We start from the raw sequence: 26,220 nt of genomic DNA, 5'->3' as shown, positions 1-26,220 counted from the left end.
GTTATAAAAGCATATGTAGTTGCTCCTTTTTACAGCGTAGTTTAACGTGGTTCGAATAGCCTACAAACTCACCATCTGTATGTAGTAAAAGTGGTTCCTTAGTTTTGATTTCCAAAGATGTACACTCAAACAGCTCCACTTTGTTAAAATGACTATGTCTTCCCAAAAATAAACTTGGTAGCAAAAATAGTACATTTAATTTATTAATATCATAAATAATACAAACAGATAACTTTTGATCACGAGGGTTAGCTTTAGGAGCCATCATTAATCCTCCACCCTCATAAGGTTGAATCATACTTGCTAAAATATATACATTTTTAAACTGCTTTATCTGATGCTCATCCAAAATAAGTGTAACATCACTAGGGCGATAGGTGATGAGTTGTTTAAGCCCTATGATGGCATAAGTTAACTTTCCTAACTTAATGCCATTAAGCCACTTTTTTATTTTAGAATCTAGCGCCTCATAGCAAATGGAGGCATCAAATCCAATCCCACAACTCACACTAAATTTGCGACTAGTTGTCTTATTTTGTAAATTGACAATGCCATGGTCAAAACAAGGATAGGTTTTTGCATTTAAAATAAGTTCTAGGGCCTTTATAGGATCAGCTGGAATGTTTAAACTTCTAGCTAAATCATTACTTGAACCTGAAGGAATATAGCCCAAAAACACATTTTTATAATTTGAAATGCCATTAATAACTTCATTAACCGTACCATCTCCACCTATAACAACAAGATAAATAGCTTCAAATTTTCCTTTACAAAGTTTTCGAGCTATTTTTGTAGCGTGAAACGCATACTGAGTAAGATGGTATGTATATGCAATCTTTTGTTCATCCAATTTCTTCTTTACAACTTCCCATACTTTATAGCCATTGCCAGTCTTTGACTTTGGATTAATAATAAAATGATACATTTCATCACCACCTTAATCTATGATTACGATTATTATACGCGATGTCAATTATGTGTTCAATTATTATTTCAAAACACAAAAAATTACTTTTATCGCTTAATCCTAACACTACCTATTAATTGTTTTAAACATTGCTAAAAACGTGGTTGTCTTTTTAATATAGATTCTAAGAAAGTTGGTTTATTAGCTTGTATACCTGATGTATGGCATTATAGATTTCTCCCGCTTGTATACAATCCCCGATTGGTATTACTTCGGATAGCTCTTCGTACGCCTTACTGATTTCTATATTAGGTCTATATCTCCTAGCTAAAAGCACTGTATCACAGGCCATATTGACTTCTCGCCCTTCTAATTTTATTTGTCTCAGTCTAAAAAACTATCATTTCTGATGTCTAACGAGTAAATATTAAAGGTGAAAAACTGCTGATGAATACTTAAAATAAAGTACTCATCAGCAGTTTTTCTATTAATACTACTAATGAAATAATAATCCGTCCACTAGATGCTCTGTTATTAAATAAGCCTTGCTACAGCAGCAGCTTCTGCAACAGAGTTAAGTGCTCTACGTGCTCTTACAGCATCACCAATAATATGATAAGGTATACCTTTTTTATGGCAAGCTGTAGTTATATTCTCAAAGTTTCTAGATTTAGCACCTATTGCTACTACAACCAAATCATAAGGTATTTCTTCTAATTGTCCTTCTTTATCAATCACTACTACTTCGTTATTAATTTCCACACATTTTGAATGTGTTAGGGTCTTTATTCCTGCTGCTTCAATATTTTCTATAACACTAATTTTACGTATCTCTCCTAGATCTTTGGCTACTTCATTTTGCATTTCTACTACAGTAATTTGTTTTGCTTTTCCTTCGGCATATTCAGCAACCTCTAAGCCAACAAGCCCACCACCTATAATAACAATATTACCTTGTACATTTATCTTTCCTTCAAGAACCTCATGAGAATTCACTACATGAGGCAGGTCATTACCTGTAATATTTAAGGACATAGGTTCGGCTCCAATAGCTATAATAACTTCATCTGGTAATAGCTCATCAATAAGTGCTTCTGTTATTGGTGTTTCTAAGCGTATATCAATGCCTTCCTTTAATGCTTGCTCTCCCATCCATAAAGCTGCTTCTTTCATTTCTTCTTTCCTTGGCGCTGCACCAGCAAGTACAAACTGGCCACCAAGTGTAGCCGCTGCTTCACATACTATAGGATGATGTCCTCTTTGCTGTAAGGTCATAGCTGCTTCTAAACCTGCTACTCCTCCTCCAGCTATTAGAACTTTCTTAGGTTCTGTTGTTTTTACTAAGGCATACTCTACTTCTCTACCTAAAGCTGGATTTCGCATACAAGTTATGTAAGGGATTTCGGTTGATACAAAACCATCATAGCATCCTTGATTACAGCCTACGCAGCGTACAATTTGATCCTCTTTGCCTTCTTTTGCTTTATTACAAAAATCAGGATCGGCTAATTGCCCACGTCCAATTACTACCATATCCGCTTGATTATTTCCAATAATTATATCTGCTTGTTCAGGCGTATTAATACGCCCAACAGCTATAGTTAGCATACCTGTTTCTTTTTTTATTCTTGCTGCATTCTCAACATTAAAACCTCTAGGAAGGTCTATAGATGGCACTTCATACTTAAGGGCTTTACTTGAGAAATTACCTCTAGATACATCTAATACATCTACACCTGCTTCTTTCGCCATTTTACAAAAAGCAATGACTTCTTCAATGGTTAGGCCATTTTCTAAGTAGTCATCATGTGCATCGATTCTCATAAATAAAGGCATATCCTCTGGTATATTACTTCGAATAGCTTTAATACATTCTATTAAAAATCTTGCTCTGTTTTCTAAGGAGCCACCGTATTCATCATTTCTTCTGTTGAAATAAGGACTTAAGAAGGAATGGGGCGTATAATTATGCCCTGCATGAAATTCTATGGTGTCATAACCAGCTTCTACAGCACGTTTAGCTGCCGTGCCAAAAGCATGAGTAGCTTCTTTTATCGTTTCAATACTAGCACCGGGGATGACTGAACCTCCCCCTATAGGCATATCACTAGGAATAACAATTTTTGCTTCTGGATCATAGCGTGCGACCAATCCACCTAACCAAAGTTGAACACCAGTTTTTCCCCCTGCTTTATGAATGGCATCTGCAAATTTCTTCAGTTCAGGAATATACTTATCTTCTGCAATAGATAGGAAATTTTTTACTGAAGCAGGCGCATAAACTGCACACACTTCTGTAAAGTTTAACCCACAGCCACCTAATGCTCTAGCAACATGGTAATCAATATTTTGTTGTGTCATAAACTTATCTTCTGTTACCATTTTAGTTCCCATAGCTGGAAATACTACTCTGTTTTTTAATTCTAATCCTCTAATCTTAATAGGATTAAATAGATGATCAAATGACATAATATTCCTCCTTTATTCTATTAGTTATTTATTTAACAATAGTAAGCAAAACAAATTAAATTCACTTATATCCGAATTATAAATCATTAAAAATCTTAAATCAATACGTTTAAAACATTTTGTTTTAATTTTGACAAAAAAAGAAGACTGTTATTATTAACAATCTTTCAAGGAAGTATTTTTTAATACTTTAATAATATGCTTTATATAATTTATTCGTTGCTCCTTAGTTGAAAGGATATTAATATCTATACTACTAAGCTCACTATTTTCTATTGGATAAATAATAGAAGACATAAAGATTAATCTGCTATATAGAATACATTCTTTCTCCTCATTAATAATACGCGCTAATATACGTTCCATCTTGTGATGTATGATTTGTGTAACCTCAAATATACTTTTTGATAGTTCATCTTGATCCTTTAAGCTTACTGCTTCTTTTAAAATAACTGCTAAGCCTGGATATCTTAAAGTATATTCCATAATTTCATTTGCAAATAAAATGAGTCTTTCTTCTTCAGTATATGCTTCATCATCTAAAATCGAATGCACCCCCGTTGTGTTCGTAATATAAAATTCCTTTACTTGCTGAAGCATCTCATTTTTAGATCGAAAATAATAATTTATAGCACTTACATTTACTTCAGCTTCTTTTGCAATAGCCCTTATAGGAACATTGGTGGTTCCGCTTTTTCCCATTAAATATAATGCTCTATCTAAAATTTTTTCCTCGACACTTTTTAATTCTCTCATTATTTATTAAAAACCCCTTTTCATAGATTCATCAACTTAGAAACTTAAATCCTTATACTTTTTCATTTTTATCTTAAAATTATTTCTTGTCTTTGGATTTCTATCTTACTCTTATTATAGGTCAGTTTATCTTCTCTGTACACCTCATTACTTAATACCGTATCTAATTTTTATTCATTGTTTTGTGTAAAAAATATATAATTATATCAATTTAGGTATGTTTTTTTATTCTTGTATACAAAATATACTATAGCTATCTTGTACTTCTTGAAGAGGATTATAAAATCAATTATACTATTAATATAGTATCATGTATAAACTTAACAAAAATCTTTTCCTAACATACGTATCAGTACACTAGGAAGACCTCTTAAGCAATTGGCCTATTAACTAGGTCTATATGCCTTTCATATTTTATCCTGTAAGCTTTTAAGATTTCTTATACCAAAAATAATAAAAAGATTGTCTCTAATCTTACATTTGTTTTTAATTCTATCATTCCTTTTGGTTTATGACTGTTAAAGATGTATTAAAACGATTATCTCCTTTCTTCAATTCTAATTAATTTAAGAAGTTTTAAACTCTATATTTATCTAAAACATTTTTAGTATTAAGATTTTGGGTTTTAAAAACATATCCTCAACTTATTTTCCAAAAACAAAAATACACTTTTTCGCTAAAGAAATACTCTAGATAAAATAATTCATGTTAATACATCAGCTTTGGAAGGATACATCTACTACTATTATTACATTACTATTAAAAGTCTATAAGAGGTAAAGACGCTACTACAAATACTGGGTTATATAAAGCTAGTACCCATTACAGCGTAGCTAAAAAATGATAATCTTTTTAGGAATAGGTAAAAGTTTATGTCTAAGTTTATTATAATGATTACAATATACTTGATATGTCAAATATCAACAGAGAGGTGATGCATTTGAAAAAAGAAATACTAACTAAATTTAAAGAATCACTTGCTGCAGTTTTGCCTGTTGCAGCTATAGTACTAGCGCTATGTTTTACGGTGGTGGATATCCCCATTAACTCAATCATTTTGTTTCTCATTGGTACTGTAATTTTGATTGCAGGTATGATGTTTTTTACACTTGGTGCAGATATTTCAATGATGGCTATAGGTGAATCCATAGGCTCCCATCTGACTAAATCAAGAAACGTTTGGTTTATTGCTCTTATATGTTTTATTCTAGGTGTCATTGTGACCATAGCTGAACCGGATCTTAGGGTTCTAGCAGACACTGCTCCTATTGTCGATACCACGGTACTTATTGTTGCCATTTCAGTAGGTGTTGGTGTATTCCTTGTGGTATCCTTTTTCCGTGTTTACCTTCAAGTAAAACTGGCATACATTCTTATAATTATGTACATACTTTTGTTTGGTCTTGCACTTTCGCCACTTATTCCTAATAACTTTATTGCTATCGCCTTCGACTCAGGTGGTGTTACAACAGGTCCAATAACTGTTCCTTTCATCATGGCCCTTGGTGTGGGGTTAGCTTCTGTTCGAGGCGACAAGACCTCAGAAGAAGATAGCTTTGGCCTTGTTGCACTATGTTCAATAGGACCTATTCTTACGGTTCTCATCCTTGGTATTTTCAACGATACTTCAAGTGTTACATCATCACACTTCGTTGTTACTGAATATGGAAATATCAAAGAAATCCTCTCTGCCTATGGCAATGCTTTTGTAACCTATTTTGAGGAAGTTGCTATTGCAATACTTCCCATCATTATTTTCTTTATTATTTTCCAGTTTGCTACACTAAGGCTTGATAAAAGAAGCTTAATTAAAATTGCAATTGGTATGGTCTATACTTATATAGGACTTGTGCTCTTTCTTACTGGTGTTAATGTAGGATTTATGACTATCGGCTATTTTATTGGTCATCAAATTGCAACAAGTAGCTTTTACTGGATTCTTGTTCCTTTAGGAGCAATTATAGGTTACTTTATTGTTGCTGCTGAACCTGCTGTACACGTTTTAAAGACACAAGTAGAAGATATAACTGAAGGACGTATTAAAGGTAAAGCTATGGGATATAGCCTGGCTATCGGTGTAGCCATCTCAGTAGCCCTTTCTATGCTTCGTGTCATAACAGGTATATCTATTTGGTATATCCTTATTCCTGGCTATATTTTCTCACTCATTATGACCTTTTTTGTTCCTCCTATTTTTACAGCAATTGCTTTTGATTCAGGCGGTGTAGCTTCAGGACCTATGACTGCAACTTTCTTACTTCCACTGGCCATAGGTGCCTGTGAAGCAATAGGTGGAAATATTCTCACTGATGCTTTTGGTATTGTTGCTTTTGTTGCTATGACTCCCCTTGTAACAATACAAATGCTAGGTCTTATAAGTAAAATTAAAGCTTCAAAAGAAATTACTCTTTCTGTAAATCTAGGAAACATTATTTTATCAGATGAAATTATTGAATATGATGTGGAGGAGGATTATTGATGAATAAGCAAATGAGAGCTGTTTTTACGATTGTAGATTATAGTCGAGGAAAACAGATTGCAGATATATACATTAATGAACAGATTCCTATAAGAATCGTTACTCATGGTCATGGTATGGCAGATTCCGTTATTCTTGATTATCTTGGCTTAGGAGAGAATAAAAAAAGTATTATGATTAGTCTTCTGTCACCAGAAAGAACAAAACGCATTTTCTCTATACTTGAAGAAAAAATGTACTTAAAAAAACCAGGAAAAGGAATTGCTTTTTCTGTTCCTGTTTCAAGTATGACTAGTTTTCTTTCAAGTATTGTGGAAGCAGATAGTACAAAAAACACTGAATTAATAAAGGAGGATGAACTCAATATGGCAGATGGGTATCAACACGAACTAATTATTAGCATTATCACAAAAGGACATTTTCCTGAGGTTAAGGCGGCTGCTAGTGCTGCTGGTGCTAAAGGTGGAACACTTATACATGCTCTTGGTCTAGGTGGTGAGGAAGCTCAAAAGTTTCTCGGAATCTCTATTCAGCCTGAGAAGGATGTCATTCTTATTGTGGTTCGAAAGGATGAAAAAAATAAGGTGATGAAGGCGATAGCTGAAGCTGCCGGGATTAACACTGAAGGTCGAGGTATTTCTTTCTCTCTTCCTGTTGACTGTGCTCTCGGTTTAAGCGAAACTGCCATTCCTCAGTTTAACACAGAAGAAACCATAGAATAGCTTATACTTTTATCATAATAAACGAATACAAAAAACTAGCCAGTGGTTGAAAATGCTTCATCCACTGGCTATTTTTTTTGTTTAATATTTATTGTGGCTCATTCATAATACCTAATTTATCAAATAGCATAAATAAAAGACTTAAAATTATAGCCACCATAGTAGCAAGTCCCATACCACTTAAACTTACAGGGCCAATAGCAACGGTTATGCCACTAAGTCCTATAATAAAAATGATTGAAGTAAGAATAAGATTTCTAGATTTAGAAAAATCCACTTGATCTTCAATAAATGTTCTAAGACCTGAAGTTGCTATGGTACCAAATAAAAGTAAACTAATCCCGCCAACAACAGGTGTTGGAATATTTATAATAAGTGCAGAAAGTGTTCCAGAAAATCCTAATAAAATAGAAAGAATACCTGCACCACAAATAACATAAACACTATATACTTTTGTAAGGGCCATAACCCCAATATTTTCACCATAAGTAGTCGTTGGAACAGAACCAAATAATCCAGAAAAAGCAGTTGATAAACCATCTCCTAAAAGTGAACGATGAAGTCCTGGATCTTGAGCTAAGTCTCGTCCCACAATACTACTTGTTACTTTTAAATGACCAATGTGTTCTGCAATAACAACGAAGGTTGCTGGTAAAATGCTCATAATAACAGTTGTATCAAATTTTGCTAATTTAATTGCTGGTACAACAAAAAGATTTGCTTTTTGTACTGCTTCAAAGTTAACCTCACCCATAAAATAAGCCGTTATGTAGCCAACAACAACCCCAATAAGTATAGGTATGATCTTTAAAAATCCTCGTAATAATACATTACATAAAATAACCGTTACAAGTGTTACCATAGAAATAATAACCCATGTCATATTAGTCACCTCAGGATTATTAGAGCCTCCTACAGCAAAACCTGCCATATCAGCGGCAGTAGGTGCCAGTTCTAGACCAATAATTGTTACGATAGCACCCATAGCAGCAGGTGGAAAAAGTTTGTTAATCCATTTGGTTCCTGTAAAGTAAATAATAGTAGCAACAAGAGCAAAAGCAAGACCAGAAACAAAGAACCCACTTTGAATCGTTTGAAAGTCATAGCCTTGACTCATAAGTAAAAAACTTGGTGCTAAATAGGCAAAACTAGAACCTAGATAAGCTGGAATTTTTCCTTTTGTAATAAAGGCATAAAACAAAGTACCTATTCCATTGAAAAATAAAACTGTAGTAGGATCAATTTTGAACAAAATAGGAACAAGAACAGAGGCCCCAAACATAGCAAATAAATGTTGAAGGCTTAAGGGAATGGCCTTTAAAAGTGGTACTTTTTCCTGAACATCCACCTTAATAACGGTATTACTTGAAACTTCTAAATCTGACATAGTATCTCCTCCTTTTTTAGCCTCTCTGGACTAAATTAAAACCTAATAGACTATATCATTAATACGGACAATACACAATATATTTTTACATATTTTTAAACTTTTTAAAAATAATATGTTTTTATTGTGACCTATTGTCTTTTATCTCAGCAACATCCTTATAGAATGAAATAACAAAACAATTCCTGTTATTATAAATAAGGTAGGTATAATGACTGAAGCCCATTTGGTTACTTTCTTTTTTATCAACTTGTAAAGCTTATCAAACAATACCTGCTTTTTCCTATAAATAAAATATAACATCATCAGCGGGGATGAATAAATGAAATTATAAAGTAACAAAATTGAAATGACTTGTAAAAATGTCAATTTGTAATTCAGTAATACCGCAAGAAAAGCAAAGTAAGGCAAAGCTGTTGCCAACTCTGTAATTGTCGCCAAAACACCTAATACTATTAGTGCAATAGGAGAAACAGATTTGATTTTTTCAGCTATTATTTGCTGATCTTTCATCTCTTGATTGTCTTCGTTTTGAAGTTGTCCCTTGTATATAGCACACTTAATCCTCTGGTCCAAGACGACATAGCATGCTAATATAAGCATCATAATACCTGCAATCAATTCTAAAATAAGTAGGTTTTGCTGATGTGTCAGCAAAACTGTGGTAAATAATGTGGAAACAATAGCCACTAATCCATAATATACCATTAGCCCACCAGTAAAGTTGGTGACACCTGTAGCTAAGATAAAAAACCATATATGTTTTGGATTTTTAACCAGGCTTTGCAATACAAATTGCTGAGTAATGGCTACTGGATTTAAACTATCCGCAGCGCTGGTAATGATAGTTGTAAGAATTAAAACTAAGCTCATGCTCTACTTCCTCCTCAAAATAAATTTTTATAAAAAAAGCACCAAGATAATCATATCTAAAGCCTAACGATATGATCATCTTGGTGCTTTTTATATGTTTTACCCGGCGATAAAACATATTCACCCTTATTTAAATATGGTATATATTAGCACGCTTTTTATACATTGTCAATTGATTAGCAAAATGAAACACTCATCCATTTATTATTAAAAATAAATGGCTCAATCTCAAAAGCCTCTTGCTATTTTAAGATATGAATCGTTCCTTTATCATTGAGATTCTTTAATAATGATAAAGTGATAGGAAGTCCAAACAAACCAAGTACACCAAATAATTGAGCCCCCACAAACAATGACATTAAGGTTACTAGTGGATGCAAACCTACTTGACTTCCCACAATCTTAGGTTCTAGTATATTACGAATAATAGTAATGATAATGTATACAATAAGGAGACCTAATGCCAACGAATAATTTCCTTGAAGCGCTGCTATAATGGTCCAGGGAATCATAATACCACCAGTCCCAAGTACTGGTAAAATATCAAAAATAGATATAACAAACGCAATTAATACTGCATTTTCAATTCTAATAATACTCAGACCAACAGACAACTCTGCAAAGGTAATACACATAATTAAAGCATAAGATAAGATACACTTAAATAATGTATTGACTACATAGTCTTTTATTTCAATCATCAATTTTTGATGCTTATCCTTTAACTGATGTAAGAGAAATGCTGTTATTTTCTTATAATCGATTACTAAGAAAAAGGTGGAGATAATGGTAAATAAAATCCTAATAAAAAAACCTGGCAATGAAGATGCATAGTTAGAAATAGCACCTATCATCTTCATAGAGAAACTAGAAATGAGTTCACCTAGTGACTGTACTACATTACTTGAAAATTCGTTCATAGCTGGCAATAAGGAAACATCCATTTTTGAGATATAATGTTCTAGTGAATCAAATAATTGCATCAAAAATGGTTGGATCTCTGTTGCATACAAATTAGGTAAGTAGGAAAAAAGCTCTTTTACAAAAACAAACAACCGAATGCCGAGAAGCGCAAATAAAATACCTATTATACTATAAAATACCAATACTATAGCAATTGCTATCAATGTACGATTCACATGACACCTTTTAGCTAAAAAAGTAATCGGCTTATTTAGCAAGAACGCAATAACAAATGCGCTAACGAACGGGGCAATAAAAGGCAATCCATACTTTAATACGATAAAAACCATTCCAATAATAATAAAATAATAACCAAAATTAATTATAAAACTTTTTCTCTTTTCTGTATCCACAAGCATTCTCCCTTATCTATATAGTTTAAGTGTTTTTCCTTAGTTGGATAGTTGCTTCATCCCTCTAACCATTTTAAATCTTTAGACAATTATACTATACACTTATACTTTTACAAATATTTAAATGCTATTTTTCTTAAATTTTATACCTATTTTTCTTATTTAGACAAAAAAGAGTAGCAAGCAAATGCTTACTACTCCTATCTATTTTATATTGCATCTACCTAAGCAAGCTAAACTATCCATTTATCTATTTAAATTTTTGAGGAAATTGCTTGATAATGCCATCAGTAAGCATATCAGAAAAATGCATCATATGTGTTTTTCCCTCATCAAAAGCCTTAATATCACCTTTCCAATCTTTACTTAGCCTAGCTACAACTTGATCTGTAATAAACTGTAAATGTTTATGAAGAGAATCTTTTAGTGCTTGGTTAGAATAATTAGGGTTAGCTGCACTTAAAAAGTCTGCTATTTGATCTGCATTATCATACCACAGTTTATTGTATTTCTTTAAATCAGCATTATTTCCACTTTTAGCTGCATCAGTAACTTGTCCTGCAAGCGCTATATGTTCTCTTAGTAAACTTGCAAGTTTATTTCCTGCTTCCTCTCCATAAAAAGATTTAATAGCATTACCAATATCATCTTGATTTTTAAACAGCCTTTCTGCCACAGCTTCCTTATCCTCTAGAGAAGCAAGATCACTAACAATAAAACTTCTTGTCCATAACACATGATCAACCCAAAGGTCTCTTTCTAGCATCCTTAACTCACAAGCAGCTTTATTGCAAGATAAAGCTTTCTCTGAAGCCTCAGCTTTAAGAGGTGTAAAAAATAACGCGATTACACACAGCGACACTAATAACGTATTAAAAAACTTCTTCATCATAGTCTAACTCCTTTAAATAAAAATTTGATTTTAGTTTATTCAAAACGTATTAGTTCTATTCAGTATTTGAAAATAGGCATTGATTTAAAAGTACTTTGATAAGCCTATTCTTTATATTTTTCGCAAATAAAAAGCACTCCATTGAATAAACACATCTCTTTCATGATGCTCTATTTAATAGGGTGCTTCTCTTATTTTATTTTTTATTTCTTCTACTTAATATAGCAAGAATAATACCTAATAATGCAATAGAGCTTCCAAGTGTTAACCACACATTAGCTGTAAACCCTGCTATTAAATAACCTACAAAACAACATGCTGCTACCACTAAAGTATACGGAATTTGTGATGAAACGTGATCAATATGTTTACAGCCAGCTCCCGTCGAAGAAAGAATTGTTGTATCTGAAATAGGGGAACAATGATCTCCAAATACAGCTCCAGCTAGTGTAGCGGCAAGCGCTGCTGTTACAAGCTCTGGTGCAACGGAACCACAAACCATGGTAACAATAGGAATCAGTATACCGAAAGTTCCCCATGATGTTCCCATAGCAAAAGCTAAAGCCCCTGCCACAAGGAAAACAATGGCAGGAATAAGAGCCGCTGGCATATGAGATTGTCTTACCAACTCACCTACAAACTCACCTGTGCCTAATAAGTCTCTACATACCCCACTAATAGTCCACGCCAATGTTAAAATAATAAAGGCTCCTACCATGGATTTAACCCCTATTGTAATCCCTTCCATAAACTCTTTAAAATCTAAAATTTGACGTGGTACAAAAAGAATAAAAGCAACAACAAGGGCGCCAAAACCGGCAATAGCAAGTGCAATACCTGCATCTGTATTTCCAAAGCCCTCTGCCAGCGTCATACCACCTTCAAAGTAACCACCAATATAAAGCATTGATAAGATAGCAAATATAATAAGTGCTGCAATAGGGATAATAAGGTCAAATACGCTTCCTTTTGAAGAGATTTTCATACGAGCAAACTCATCTCCACCTTCTTGATCCATTCCGACACTTAAGTTACCTTTATTATTTCTAGCTTCTTCTTCAAACTTTGCCATAGGACCAAATTCAATATTAGTAACACAAAGTACAACCACCATGATTAAAGTTAAAATTGCATAAAGGTTATAAGGAATAGTTGCCATAAAAGTTTCCATTCCATTAAGTGCTTGCCCATTCACTTCTAACCCATTCATTTGAGAAATAACTGAAGCTGCCCAAGAAGAAATAGGTGCAATAATACAAATGGGTGCTGCTGTTGCATCAATAATATAAGCTAGCTTTGCTCTAGAAATATGATGTTTATCTATTACTGGTCTCATTACTGTACCAATTGTCAAACAGTTAAAATAATCATCTATAAAAATTAAGGTACCTAAAAGAGAAGTTCCTAACTGTGCCCCTTTTTTAGTTTTAATTTTATTTCCTGCCCATTCTCCGTAGGCCCTAGAACCACCAGCCATAGTAATAACAGCTACTAATGCCCCTAAAAATCCTAAAAATAAAATAATTGATGTATTATCACCTAATTTTTCTCCCATAAGGGTAAGGGTTACATCTGTTGCTTTAACAATACCGCCACCTGTACTAAAGGCATAAATAAGTGTTCCTGAAAAAATACCTACAATTAATGAGGAAATAACCTCTTTTGTTATTAACGCTAATACAATAGCGATAACAGGTGGTAAAATCGATAACCAGCCTACATCAATTGCGTCCATGTGTGAGTCTCCATTCTGTCTTTATAGTCTAATAAAAAAAGTCTTGAGCATATCACTCAAGACTTTTGTCATCTTTCATTTAGAATAAAACTACTTATTCTATATTAACCGTCCGTCATGATAGCTCCCCACGAATAACTACGTGACAGTGTTATGTATATTCTACATAACCCCAACAAGATAGTCTTAAAGCATCAACTATCCATTTCGGCGGCTTCTCCTTTTAAAATGCTTCATCGTGCTTAGCTCAGCAAATCTACTCTTAAAAACCGCAACCTCTATCTACTCTTTATTTAATTATTAGCTTAGACAAATATAAACGATGGATTAAAAAAAGTAAAGCATCATACAATAAGTTTATATTTTAAAAATATATCAAAAAATTTTTTTATTTACTTTAGGATTGCTTTTTTATATATAGCTTGTCCCTAAAAATGTGTTTCTTTGAAATTTGAGAGGCTCTTCTAAGGACCCATTTTAGATCAAGTGGTATCAGATGGCTATGACACATTTGGGAGTAACTAAAAAACTAGGCTTATTTACAAATAGGCCTAGTTCTTATGCTTCTTATCCTACTGTTCCACCCTTGGTAGAACGCTTACCTGTAAATTCTTCTACTACTAATTTTAATCCTAGGATGATTCTTGCATGCTTTCCTTCAAATTCGAAAACTTTATCAGGTGCATATTTTTTCATAACGTGTTGAAGCACTTCTATTTTCTCTTGTTCCTCTGTCAAAATATACATTTTCCCTTGCCCTATAATACTTTCAAATTTCATAGTATATTTACAAGCAATATCACTGTGAACGAGTTCGCAAGAACAATCCATTTGAAAACAAACATTGTTATTTTGCTTAATCATTTCTAATTTTTTACCTTCTAGCCCACTATGGAAATAAAGTACAAGTTGATCATTTTCATATGTATAACCAAAATTCATAGGCACAATATACGGGATATTATCATAGCAAAAACCCACTCTACAATACTCACATTTGCTTATAATATTTAAAAGCTCTTCTTTATTGGTAACCTCTCTATCTTTCTTTCTCATTGTAGCCTCCTTATATTGAATTTTTATAAATTTTATTCCACTTTCATATGTTTACTTTTATTAGGATTATTGGGAAACCATCCTTTTTTAACGCGTTCTTCCTGTTCTATGACCTCATGTATACTCCACAGTGAAGAAAAGCCTATTACCCCTACTATTGCTGAAATTGTATTATTCTCAATAAATAAAGATATACCAATACATAATATTCCCACAATCAAAAAAAGTGGCCATATCTTTTTTCCAACGTAATATTCTGATGCAATCACTATGGGATGAAAAACACCTATAATAAAAAAAGCCATTACTCCTATTATTATACCTTGAAAATTCATATTAAATCCTCCTTCATTAAAATGATTATTTTGATTCCTTTTGATAACCATTTTGCTCATGTACTCATTTTACACTTTGATTCAAGAATTTTCAATCAAACTTCTACTATATCCCTTTTCTATGTTGATCAATAATTATTTATTTTCTAGAAGTAAAAAATCAAGCATAACTTCCCCTTTATAAAAAATAAATTATGCTTGATTTATTTTTTTGCCATTTTGCTTGTAAAATACTCTTATGTTATTTGTATCTTTTCTTTTTTACGGACGTTTCTCTATCTGCTGCTTGATTTCAGGAGGTAATGCATCCACTAAATAATTACGCTCCACTACTTGTTTTTCCTTATACGCTTGCATCATTTTTTCATTAGCGCTTTCGATTTCTTCCTTCAGCTCTCTAGCAGACAATAAGGCACATCCTTGCCCTCTAATGATAATTTGCTCTAATCCATCTGAGGTTGCTACTGTTACATGATACTTTGTCTTGTGATCATGTACAAACTTTTCAATATAATGGTCTGCTGTTTGTGCTTCCTTCGTATATACCATATAGATATTATGATACTCAATCATTTCCACTCGATGTCCTTGAACACGATAAGCATCAAACACAACGATAATCTGACATTTTCGGATGCCTTGATAATTACATAAGCTCTCCAATAATTTTATTCTGGCACCATCCATATTTTCATTGGCCAGCTCCTTTAATTCAGGCCATGCAAAGATAATATTATAACCATCTACAAGAAGATATTCTTCTTTTTTATCTTGGTTTTGGTTCATTGTATAACCAACAGGCTTATAATAGCTTTCACGAGCTGTTTTACGTTTTTTCCAAGCAGATTTTTCTCCTTGATTCGCATAAAAAGTTCTATTCATAATTTGATCAATTTCTTCTAAACCAATCCATTTCTCTTCTGTCAGTAAATCCTGATGCTTCGCTATTTCTTTTGATAGCGTTTCTTTTTCCTGTTGCAGATAACTTTCAAGATGCATGTAGTCTTTTACTTCGTCCCAAGTTACTAAAAATCCGCTGCCTTGAGTACAAAATACAGAACCTGTTGGATTCTCTATATCTCTTTCAGAATCATAACCTATATTTTCTATAACTTCTTCTGCATTATGACATGGCTCATATCCTTTTAGTGTACAAAATAGTCTACCATGGCCTTTAGTGTATGCAACTACTTCCTTCTGATAGTTTCTCATGGTAACAACCGGTGCGCTCCCTACTAGGGTCACCCACTCACCATCTGTTTGTGAAATTTCGCATGTGCCAAACATCTTCTCAATATCAGTCATAGCTCGTCCTACCATTTTCTCAGGTACTTCTAACTGAAAAGTATAATACGGCTCTAATAAAACAGATTCTGCTTGCTTTAAACCTTGACGTACTGCACGAAAGGTAGCTTCTCTAAAGTCACCACCCTCTGTATGCTTTTTATGTGCTCGTCCTGAGACTAACGTTATTTTCATATCTGTGATAGCTGAGCCGGTGAGTACGCCTTTATGAACTTTTTCCTCTAAATGAGATAAGACAAGTCTCTGCCAATTCTTTTCTAGCACATCTTCACTGCATCCCAATGCAAATCGAAGACCACTTCCTCGCTGTCCAGGCTCCAGTAATAAGTGAACTTCCGCATAATGTCTTAATGGTTCAAAATGCCCTACACCTTCTACTGTATTTGCAATGGTTTCTTTATAAACGATTCTTCCCGAATCAAATGTTACATGGACACCAAAACGGCTTTCTATAAGCGTTTGTAAAATTTCGATTTGGACTTCTCCCATAATCTGTGCTTGAATTTCCTGTAACTGTTCATCCCAAACAATATGCAGCTGTGGATCCTCTTCTTCAAACTGACGCAATTTAGGTAGCATAAGTCTTGGATCATAGCCTTCTGGAAGCATAATCTGATAAGCTAATACAGGGGCTAACACAGGGGCAGATGAATCACTTTCTATCCCTAAACCTTCTCCTGGACTAGTTTGAGTAAGTCCTGTTACTGCACATATAGAACCTGCCTCTACCTCATTCACTGCCTCGAACTTTTGTCCTGAATATAAACGAATCTGATTCACTTTTTCTTCCCAAGTATGATTTATTAAAGTGTCTCTCACCTTAAGTCTTCCGCCTGTAAGCTTCATATAAGTCAGGCGATTACCTTGCTCATCCCTAGCTATTTTAAATATCTTTGATCCAAAGGCTTCTGGATAAGAAGGCATACTAGCATATTTGACAATACTTTGCATAAAGTTTTCTACACCTTCTAATTTTAAAGCTGAACCAAAAAAGCATGGAAATACCTTGCGTTCTTTTATACCCTTCATAATTTGTAAAGTATCAATATGCTCTGTTTCTAAATAAGCTTCCATCAGTGCTTCATCACACATGGCCAACTGGTCGTAAAAAGCTGCTGTACGCTCTTGTCCAAACTCAATACACCTATCATCTAGACACTTTTTTAATTCTTCTATTAATTTCTCCTTATCCGTCCCCTGTTGATCCATTTTATTAACGAATAGAAAAACTGGTATTTGATACGTAGCAAGAAGTCTCCATAATGTTCTGGTATGCCCTTGCACACCATCTGCACCATTAATCACTAAAATGGCATAATCTAATACTTGAAGTGTTCGCTCCATTTCAGCCGAAAAATCTACATGTCCTGGGGTATCTAACAAAGTAATCTGAGCTTCAGCTACTTCAAACATTGCTTGTTTAGAAAAAATGGTAATTCCCCTTGCCTTTTCTAAGTCATAAGTATCTAAATAAGCATCTTGATTATCCACTCTTCCCAGTTTACGAATTTTCCCGCTTAAATAAAGCATACTTTCCGATAAGGTTGTTTTACCCGCATCTACATGTGCTAATATTCCAATGACTAATTTTTTCATACGCTTTTTCAAATCCTTCACTTGTGTTGTCTATTTCTAATGATTATAGTAGCCTAACCCACTATCTCTCTCTTATCTTACTACTATCATACCAGTAAGTTGTTAATCTGACAAAACAAAAATAGCCAGCTAGCATTAATGTAATAGACAACACAGTGTTCTAATAAATCAATTATTTAAGCAATATCATATTTCGGAGTAAAAGTTCAGACCTTACATCCATTATAAAAAAAGACCCTCGAGCGTTGAAATTTATTATTAAACTTCAAACTGTCTCGAAAGTCCTTTTTTTATGGCTCTATACCAGAAATCAAGCTATCGTTATAATAAAGTGTAATTTTATCCCAGGTCTTATAATCAAAACCATTATTATTGAAAGAATAGTCATTTGCTTGATTGTAATTAGTCCAATCTGACTTTGCAAATCTACATTGTAAATCGATGGTTGTATTTGGCATAATACTTCCAGCAGCTTCTAAAAAGCTAATTTCTAAGTAGCAATCTGCTGCTTCTGTTGGATTGTCCATTTTTACAAATGTTCCTTTAACATTGGAATTTCCAACTTGAGACCAGTCACACCAGAAGAAATTTTCTTGATTGCCATCTGTTGTAAAGTAATAACGTAACCTTACATCGGATAAATCAATTGCATCAGCCCCTGTGTTTGTAACTTTAAATCTTGGCATTAAGGAATTTGTTTTCTCGCTCAAATTGCAGTTGTTGAATGTGACTTGTAGATGAGTTGTAGGCGGAACAGTTGAGGTATCTTGAATTTTTATTGAAAGCTTTTGGTTAGAACCGCCACTAAATACAAAAGTAAGTAATGATGTACCCATTTTTAAAGTTGCCAGATAATTTTTACTTAAAGTAATGGTTGTCTCATTAATTGTATAATCCACACCTTTAACTAACGTGTAGCTACCATTTGTTATTTTTTCAAATGTATTTCCATTAAGCATTAATTCAATCATCATATCTTTAGGTACTGCTATATCGAATTCTCCTAAAGTAGGTGTAATAGCAGAGTCAGGCACTGTATTGGTAACTGTAACAGTTAATGTAGCATTTGCACCTGCACTAAAAACAAATGTTAATGTTGTTTGACCTATAGATAATGTCTTAAGATAATCCTTAGAAATGATTGCGGTGCTATTATTAACTGTATAATCAGTACCTTCTACTAATGCTACTTCACCATTTAAAATAGATGCTAACGTATTACCATTTAATATCATGGTTGCATTTATATCAGCTTGTGCTGCTTTTTCAAATGCAGCAGTTGTAGCCACTAGTACTGAGCTTTCAGATGAATCGGTAACAACAACCATTAAACTTAAATCTGTTCCTTTTTCAAAGTTAAATTTAAGATTTGTCGTACCAAGTGTTAGTGTCGCTAAATATGATTTAGAAATGATAACCGCTTTACCATTTACACTATAATCTATACCTTCTACTAAAGATTGAGTGCCATTAAAAATACCAAATAACGTATTATTGCTATTGTTTAATGTAATGGTAATATCTTTATCTGCACCATTTTTCTTATTGAATTCTACTCTACTTGGACTTAAAGAAGAAATAGGTGATGTATCTCCAATCGCAATATTCATAACAGGATTTACGCCACTATCATAAACTAATGTTAATTGGATTGTACCTTTTTCAAGGTTTGCAAGATACTCTTTTGTAATGGTTAATGTCTCTCCAGAAATCACATAATCAGAACCTCTATTTAAAATAGCACTGCCATTTTTAACTGAAACCAATATGTTGGCTTTTGAATCTAATGTAAACACTAAATCCTCTTGATTTGTTACATTCTTATCAAACACTGCAACTGTTGGAGAAACAGAAGCAGCTTCTTTGGATTCTGGCCCGTAAATACCAACTTCATAAATAGAGTACCCCCAGGTATAGCCATACTTTTGCGTACAGTAAATTCTTATATAACGTCCAGAAGCTGAAATAGAGATATCTTCACTACCACCTTTTCCATTATATGTTCTATAAACATCGGTCCAAGTATTTGCATCGTTAGAAACTTGAATTTGGTATTGTGTTGCATAAGCATTTTCCCATTTGATAAGTACTTCATTAATCTCTTTTGTTTCTCCTAAATCGATGCATACCCAATCTGTTTGAGAATTTGCATCAGATGCCCAGCGTGTACTTAGGTCACCATCTGTAATACAATTCCCTTCAAAAGCACTACTTTCTTTTGTAGAATAGGTTACAGTTTTTCCTTGAGCTAGATTACCACTAGGTAGTGGTTCATTAGGCATTCCTGCTGGGAGGCTCGTTAGCATAGAAGCTGGCTTTTCAGCAAGATTTGCAAGGGCATACTGATTCTCAAAAACCATTTCTTTTGCCCAGTCTTGCATTGTATCAAATGTACCATCAGTGGTCATATCAAGGAATGTCTGTGGATTATTACCAGGCCCCCATGACCAAATTAAATAACCGATTTCAAGCTTAGCGCAATATTCCATAATTGTTTTATAAGGAATTTGCCCCTGCGTCGTTTGTTCCCATTGATTAGCAAACTCACCTATAACAAGTGGAAGTCCCATATTAGCAGATTCTGTAAGTTCATCAATTACTTTTTGATCAGAATGACCATACATATAAGGCCACCATAAATGTGCTGAAAACATTAAGTTTGAATCTGGGTCGGCGGCTAAAATGTCTGGGCCACATGCTTGAAGTTTATTAATATCTTGTCCCCAAGTCGAAGCATCTATAATCAACGGAACATGAATACCTGCTGCTCTCATTCTAGTAACAGCTTCAATATATCCATTTGTAAATGTTGTATCAGAAACATTTGCATCACCAACTTCGTTACCAATATTAATTAGAAGGTATTCTTCATGCTTCTTAATGACATTTACAGTATCAGGATCAACCCACCAATCTATTAAGCTTGTTAGCTTACTAAAGTCACCAGTAGCATCATGAAGTTCTACCATAGGAATCATATGCTCTGCACGACAGTTCCTAATGGCAGTATCTAATTCTTCTGCTGTACCGTCTTTCGTTGTCCATACGATTCTCACACAATTAGCACCCGTTTTAGCAATTTCAGAAAAGGATGGTTGTCCATCTTTATCCATCCATACAACCATCTTATTAATGCCATAAAGAATCGTTTTTTCACCCTGGTTATCATAAAGAAACCTGCCCTCTACTCTAAAACCTGGGTGGTTCGCATCAGTAGCAGCAAAAATAATACTACTGCTTGTAATCATTACAAACATAACTAGTGCTTGGACTAAACCTCGTAAACCATTTTTCTTCATACTATTGCCCCCTTTGAAATTCTTGGTATTTATTTTTATTATGGTTTTTATTTACCAATCATTACAACAAAAGCTCCTAACATGTTACATTTAAGAGCATCTCCTGTGTAATATTTAATTGAACATATGATAAAAGTAGCAACATATGTTGTCATTTTTTTAATATTATTTATATATACTAGAACAAAGTACATTCTATTTATTACAAAAAGGACTTCAGTGGTTGAGCTTTTATAAAACTCAGCCTATCCGATAGTCCTCTCTTTTGACCTTACTATTCAAGTGTATAAGAAAAGTCAACTGGTGGTTTCCCAACACCTTGGAATCCAAAACTTACAGTACTACCAGCACTAATTGCCATATTCCATGACATAGGTGTTATGATTAAGTAATCTCCTGACTCAATAATTTGTGCACACCATATGTTACTTATATCAAAATCAGCTTTATTTACTGTTAGTTTCCAATTATTTGCATTTGTATTGGATGTGTTTGTAATATTAACTGTCATTGTATAACCAGTATTCCAGGCACTAACAACCGTATCCAATTTTAAGACATTATCTGTTGGTGTTGGCGTTGGTATTGGTGTTGGTTCTGGTGTTGGTGTTGGTTCTGGTGTTGGTTCTGGTGTTGGTGTTGGTTCTGGTGTTGGTGTTGGCGTTGGTGTTGGCGTTGGCGTTGGTGTTGGTTCTCCTGTTAATATTGTACTTAAAGTCTCATACCATCTATCACACATTTTCTGACCACCGGAAGCATTTGGATGAACACCATCATATGTATCTGTATCTGTGCTAAATCCAGTATATTGATCGCATAATATGATTGGCGATTCACTTGTTGATAAGTTATTAGCCCAGCCTACCATTGCTGTATTAAGATCTAAAATAATAGACTTATAATCTAATGTGTCATTTGGATGCATTGGTATAATTTGTGCTACTACAATAATCATATTGGGATTGTTCTTTCTCATCTGTGTAACAAGTTTAGTATAGGCATCCAGTATTTTAGTTGTTCCTGTATTACCCCAGCAATCATTTGTTCCAAAGTGCATCATAACAATATCAGGATTTGCCGCATTAAGCCATGTACTGAGTTGATCTGTAGCTGCTAAATTAGTAACACACATACCACTATGGCCTTCATGGTTACCATACTGCGTTCCAACTGATTTAACATCATGCCCATTACTTGTCAGCTTATTGAAAAGTAATGTTCTCCAAAAGTCACAGTCTGTAATCGAATCACCTAGTGGCATTATTTTGGTTGTAGTTGTCGTTGATGTAGCATAAGCAGATGGGGCTGAGGACTCAAAAATCATAAACAAAAATAGAAATACAACACTTAACCTAGCAATCAAACGCCTTTTAGATTTTTGCTTCTTACTCATAAAATTTCCTCCTTATGTTCTCCTTTTTATTTAAACATACTTAGCAAATGATGCTAAATATGTTGATTCATTATAATTCTATATATCCATAAAAACAACAAAAGCTCCTAACATGTTATAATTAGGAGCCTATCATTAATATATTCAATTAAACCCGATATAAAAATATTTATTCAAATAAATAACTCGTCATAGAAAGAGAACCCATTACGCAAGCTTTGTTAAAAACAGTCATCTTATCCTGATCGTTTGCTGCTCCTAATACATACAGCAGTGGTGCATAATGCTCCATAGTGGTAAAAGCTAGAGCAGCAGAACTTCCTGCTTTTTGATAATCTATAACGTTTTCATCCTTTCTCGCCAAGATATTATCCCAAATATAATGATCAAATTCTTCGGCCCAAGAGTAACCCTCATTCTCCATGTTCCAATTGATTCTCGCCAGATTATGAACAACATTTCCACTTCCGAATATTAATACACCTTGTTCACGAAGTTGATAAAGCTCTTGTCCCATACGATAATGTTGCTTCGTCGATGCATTTCTATCCACGCTAAGCTGAAATACAGGAATATCTGCTTCTGGATAAATTCTGTGAAGGACAGACCATGTTCCATGATCATATCCCCAAGAATTATCTGTAACAACCTCCCGACTAATCAAAGCTTTTGCTTCCTTGGCAAAATGCGGCGCACCTTTGGCATTATAAACTATTCTATAAAGTGCCTCCGGAAAACCATACATGTCGTAAATTGTTTTTGCAGTCTCAGATGTCATAACCCTAGTACCATCTGTAAACCAATGTGCAGACACAGACAGTATTGCTTCTGGTTTTGGCAATTTATTTTTAAGGGCTTTCCATTCCTCAACAAACTGATTTTCTTCTATTGCATTCATTGGAGAACCATGTCCAATAAATAATGTCGGCATTCTATTCATACTATTCCCATGTATAACCAAGCATAAAAATGCATTATACATTTTCCTTTCTCTGAATACTTTGGCTTCTAAGTCGATTTTATACTACAACAAATTAGCCCAAAAGTCCCCTTTTAAAACTACAAACCTTATCCTAAAGCAACATCAAGTATCATCATTAAGGCAAATCCAAATGCAACACCAATGGTACCTATATTACTATGTTCTCCAGCTTGTGCTTCCGGAATGAGCTCTTCTACTACAACATAAATCATTGCACCTGCTGCAAATGAAAGTATATATGGAAGAATTGGTGTAACCAGTGACGTAAGAAGAATCGTCACCACTGCCCCGACAGGCTCTACGATGCCAGAAAGAAAACCATATTTGAAAGCCTTCTTTTTTGATAAGCCACTACTAACTAATGGCATGGATATAATGGCACCCTCCGGAAAGTTTTGAATAGCAATACCAATTGCCAGTGCAAATGCACCTGCAACAGAAATAATATCAGATCCACTAATCATACCTGCTAACACTACACCGACTGCCATTCCTTCTGGAATATTATGTAAAGTCACAGCCAACACCAACATAAAAGATTTTCCAAGTTTGCTAGGTCTACCTTCTGGCGAATCAGAGTCAAGATGAAGATGAGGAATAATGGTATCTAATAAAAGTAAGAAACCAATACCAATCAGAAAACCAACTGCAGCTGGAATCCATGCAATGTTCCCATTTGCCTCTGCCATATCAATTGCAGGTATTAATAGTGACCAGACTGATGCTGCAATCATAACGCCTGATGCAAAGCCCAGAAGAGCTTTTTGTATTTGCAGCTTCATTTCACCTTTCATAAAAAATACCATAGCCGCGCCCATGGTAGTACCAAGTAGTGGAATAAAAATGCCAACTAAAACTTTTGTTATATCGTTCAAAGTTTTCACCTCCTATTTGTGAGTAAATAAAATTTAAAGAGTTTCCATACTTCTCTTAAATTCATCGATTTTCTCCAATAAAGGATATTTTTCCGATAACTTCACTTCTAACCTGATTTTATACCATAGTATAAAACATTTCAATGAACTCTTCGTTTCTTTGACATTATTTTCTCAAATAATCTTTATACATTTTTAATGTTAATTGGTATGTTCTGCTCATCCAAATCATTTTTTATAGGCAATCGCATCAATCTGTACATGAAGCCCATCTGGTCCTCCTATATGAGCAAACTCTGTTTGTATTGTTTTTCTGGCAGGGTATGTACCTTTAAAACGTTCCTTAAACACCTTCTCCATAACCGGAATATTCCATGCGTCTTTTAAAAGAACATCTACCTTAACAACACTTTGTAATGTCAAATTCAGTTTTGCCAAACGATTCTCCATATCATCCAATGCTCCATTAATCTGATTTTCAATAGAGGCCCCTACATTACCCACACAAAAACTTAGAAAAACGAAGTCTCCAGCTTCTACTATCCCTGAATAGGCATATTCTTCATTTACATTGTATCTATTAATACTACTCATCATCTTCCTCCTATTTGTCCGTAATACTATCTCAAATACTATCCTAAAATTATATTATTAGAGAATGCTAAGATTGTCCCCTACCAAAAATGCTCGTTCTCAGGCACGTGAAATTCATAAATGAAGTCTCCATTATGAGATAACCTTTACACTAAAGCACACTCATTAAGGAAAGGAATAACAGCTTTAGCAAAAGCTTCGGGTTGTTCAAACATCGTATAATGTCCAGCGTTTTCAATTAGAACAATCTTCTTTGTAGGTGCTATTATCTTCTCAAAGTAATCAGAAAATGCTTGTTTGGGCGTAATATAATCATCACTTCCAAAAATATAGTATACAGGCATCTTATATTCGATTCCGTAGGTTTCTATTTGAAAACTATTAAGTACATCCAACATTAATGGTTCGCTGAGTTTTGTTCCCTTTAGCATTGCTATAAAATCACGATTTCTAAATTGAATGGGACTCTTTCTTACTATTTTGACTAATGGTACCTTCACAGACATGGATAAACCGTATTTGTCTTTTAGTTTTGAAAGCTTGTTATAAATCTTATAGGATTTGGAATCCCATTGTTTGGGTGGGTAGTTAATTATAGCTTGCAGTTTTTTTAAGTCCTTTGAGCTATTTTGACTCATCACTTTGCTTTTTAACGCTAAAAAGGCCAACTCTTCTGTTAATCGCATATCTCCCACTTGCCCCACACCTATATACACCGATACATTTTCTGGATGCTGTAAGGCATATATTGAGCCGAGTACTGTTCCCCATGAGTGTCCTAGAATGATTATCTTTTTTGTAAGGTAGCAAGTTTGTAGGTATTTAATAGTGTCATGTAAATCCTTAAGTAAAAAATCAAGTGTTGGATGAGCTTTAGGATTATTCTGTAATGTTCTTCCCGTCCCACGCTGATCGTAAAAAACAAGCGTGCATGTGTCTTTAAACATTTCTTTTAGTTTATATCCAAATGCAGCTTCACTCATCCCTGGGCCTCCATGTAAAAATAAAATAACAGGTTTTCCCTTAGCAGGATAATGTAAAAAATATTGTTTAATTCCATTAATTTCAACAAACTCTTGAAAATAATCCTTCATCCACCCAGCTCCATTCTTGATAGTTTATTTGTAGAAGTGCTATTTATTGATTTAAAATCACCTTTATACTTTTACTCTAATAATTATATTGCATAGTAAAATTATACTGTTAATTGTTTTAATATTCAATATTTTAAAATACACCCTTAGTTATT

19 protein-coding genes and 1 riboswitch are annotated in these 26,220 nt (G+C 33.9%); of the genes, 2 read left to right on the top strand and 17 right to left on the bottom strand.

Going from position 1 to position 26,220, the window contains the following annotated elements; genetic code table 11:
* Window position 1: 1 nt before the first annotated feature.
* The 3 genes from CLOLE_RS10020 to CLOLE_RS10010 form a co-directional block, all read right to left on the bottom strand.
* Window positions 2–925: a diacylglycerol/lipid kinase family protein gene (locus CLOLE_RS10020; RefSeq protein WP_013656992.1), complete on the bottom strand. Its 924-nt coding sequence runs from the start codon at window positions 923–925 to the stop codon at window positions 2–4.
* 516 nt (window positions 926–1,441) lie between these two features.
* The gene (gene baiCD, locus CLOLE_RS10015; RefSeq protein WP_013656991.1) at window positions 1,442–3,376 is read right to left on the bottom strand and encodes a bile acid Fe-S flavoenzyme BaiCD; all 1,935 of its coding nucleotides are present in this window, start codon (window positions 3,374–3,376) and stop codon (window positions 1,442–1,444) included.
* Between the two features lie 156 nt (window positions 3,377–3,532).
* Window positions 3,533–4,132 (bottom strand): TetR/AcrR family transcriptional regulator, encoded by a 600-nt coding sequence (locus CLOLE_RS10010; protein ID WP_013656990.1) that lies wholly within the window; start codon window positions 4,130–4,132, stop codon window positions 3,533–3,535.
* Between the two features lie 934 nt (window positions 4,133–5,066).
* Here CLOLE_RS10010 and CLOLE_RS10005 point away from each other — a divergent pair.
* Together CLOLE_RS10005 and CLOLE_RS10000 are read left to right on the top strand one after the other, a co-directional pair.
* Window positions 5,067–6,611: a DUF1538 domain-containing protein gene (locus CLOLE_RS10005; RefSeq protein ID WP_013656989.1), complete on the top strand. Its 1,545-nt coding sequence runs from the start codon at window positions 5,067–5,069 to the stop codon at window positions 6,609–6,611.
* Window positions 6,611–7,333 (top strand): P-II family nitrogen regulator, encoded by a 723-nt coding sequence (locus CLOLE_RS10000; protein WP_013656988.1) that lies wholly within the window; start codon window positions 6,611–6,613, stop codon window positions 7,331–7,333. The genes CLOLE_RS10005 and CLOLE_RS10000 overlap by 1 nt, the downstream gene beginning before the upstream one ends.
* Before the next feature lie 88 nt (window positions 7,334–7,421).
* Here CLOLE_RS10000 and uraA read toward each other — a convergent pair whose 3' ends face one another.
* The 14 genes from uraA to CLOLE_RS09925 all read right to left on the bottom strand — a co-directional run bounded on the left by uraA (window position 7,422) and on the right by CLOLE_RS09925 (window position 26,065).
* Window positions 7,422–8,720, bottom strand: coding sequence for a uracil permease (gene uraA / locus CLOLE_RS09995; RefSeq protein WP_013656987.1), 1,299 nt, complete (start codon window positions 8,718–8,720; stop codon window positions 7,422–7,424).
* A gap of 141 nt (window positions 8,721–8,861) precedes the next feature.
* The gene (locus CLOLE_RS09990; RefSeq protein ID WP_013656986.1) at window positions 8,862–9,593 is read right to left on the bottom strand and encodes a GAP family protein; all 732 of its coding nucleotides are present in this window, start codon (window positions 9,591–9,593) and stop codon (window positions 8,862–8,864) included.
* A 242-nt stretch (window positions 9,594–9,835) separates the two neighbouring features.
* Complete coding sequence (gene ytvI, locus CLOLE_RS09985; RefSeq protein ID WP_013656985.1) at window positions 9,836–10,909, bottom strand: sporulation integral membrane protein YtvI; 1,074 nt, start codon at window positions 10,907–10,909, stop codon at window positions 9,836–9,838.
* A gap of 250 nt (window positions 10,910–11,159) precedes the next feature.
* The gene (locus CLOLE_RS09980) at window positions 11,160–11,801 is read right to left on the bottom strand and encodes a hypothetical protein (protein WP_330369338.1); all 642 of its coding nucleotides are present in this window, start codon (window positions 11,799–11,801) and stop codon (window positions 11,160–11,162) included.
* A 196-nt stretch (window positions 11,802–11,997) separates the two neighbouring features.
* On the bottom strand, window positions 11,998–13,536 hold the full coding sequence (locus CLOLE_RS09975; RefSeq protein WP_013656983.1) for a Na+/H+ antiporter NhaC family protein: 1,539 nt from the start codon (window positions 13,534–13,536) through the stop codon (window positions 11,998–12,000).
* Window positions 13,537–13,649: 113 nt separating this feature from the next.
* A riboswitch (Lysine riboswitch) is annotated at window positions 13,650–13,825 on the bottom strand.
* A gap of 278 nt (window positions 13,826–14,103) precedes the next feature.
* Window positions 14,104–14,592 carry a pyridoxamine 5'-phosphate oxidase family protein gene (locus tag CLOLE_RS09970; protein ID WP_013656982.1) on the bottom strand — a complete coding sequence of 163 codons (489 nt, stop codon included), beginning with the start codon at window positions 14,590–14,592 and terminating at the stop codon, window positions 14,104–14,106.
* 32 nt (window positions 14,593–14,624) lie between these two features.
* Window positions 14,625–14,927 carry a DUF4491 family protein gene (locus CLOLE_RS09965; RefSeq protein WP_013656981.1) on the bottom strand — a complete coding sequence of 101 codons (303 nt, stop codon included), beginning with the start codon at window positions 14,925–14,927 and terminating at the stop codon, window positions 14,625–14,627.
* Between the two features lie 261 nt (window positions 14,928–15,188).
* A complete protein-coding gene (locus tag CLOLE_RS09960; protein WP_013656980.1) occupies window positions 15,189–17,828 on the bottom strand; it encodes a translation factor GTPase family protein in 2,640 nt (879 codons plus the stop codon).
* A gap of 290 nt (window positions 17,829–18,118) precedes the next feature.
* Entirely contained in the window at window positions 18,119–21,127 is a 3,009-nt protein-coding gene (locus CLOLE_RS21835) for a X2-like carbohydrate binding domain-containing protein (RefSeq protein ID WP_013656979.1), read from the bottom strand.
* A gap of 274 nt (window positions 21,128–21,401) precedes the next feature.
* Window positions 21,402–22,520 carry a GDSL-type esterase/lipase family protein gene (locus tag CLOLE_RS23425; protein WP_013656978.1) on the bottom strand — a complete coding sequence of 373 codons (1,119 nt, stop codon included), beginning with the start codon at window positions 22,518–22,520 and terminating at the stop codon, window positions 21,402–21,404.
* A 169-nt stretch (window positions 22,521–22,689) separates the two neighbouring features.
* Window positions 22,690–23,460 carry a 4,5-DOPA-extradiol-dioxygenase gene (gene ygiD / locus CLOLE_RS09940; protein ID WP_041712952.1) on the bottom strand — a complete coding sequence of 257 codons (771 nt, stop codon included), beginning with the start codon at window positions 23,458–23,460 and terminating at the stop codon, window positions 22,690–22,692.
* A gap of 128 nt (window positions 23,461–23,588) precedes the next feature.
* Window positions 23,589–24,320: a ZIP family metal transporter gene (locus tag CLOLE_RS09935; protein WP_157864126.1), complete on the bottom strand. Its 732-nt coding sequence runs from the start codon at window positions 24,318–24,320 to the stop codon at window positions 23,589–23,591.
* A 285-nt stretch (window positions 24,321–24,605) separates the two neighbouring features.
* Window positions 24,606–24,971, bottom strand: a complete 366-nt coding sequence (locus tag CLOLE_RS09930; protein WP_013656975.1) for a RidA family protein — start codon at window positions 24,969–24,971, stop codon at window positions 24,606–24,608.
* Between the two features lie 146 nt (window positions 24,972–25,117).
* The gene (locus CLOLE_RS09925) at window positions 25,118–26,065 is read right to left on the bottom strand and encodes an alpha/beta fold hydrolase (protein ID WP_013656974.1); all 948 of its coding nucleotides are present in this window, start codon (window positions 26,063–26,065) and stop codon (window positions 25,118–25,120) included.
* Between the last annotated feature and the right edge of the window lie 155 nt (window positions 26,066–26,220).

The organism is Cellulosilyticum lentocellum DSM 5427 (genome assembly GCF_000178835.2).
GTDB lineage: Bacteria > Bacillota > Clostridia > Lachnospirales > Cellulosilyticaceae > Cellulosilyticum > Cellulosilyticum lentocellum.
This window is presented reverse-complemented; position numbering and strand designations above follow the sequence as displayed.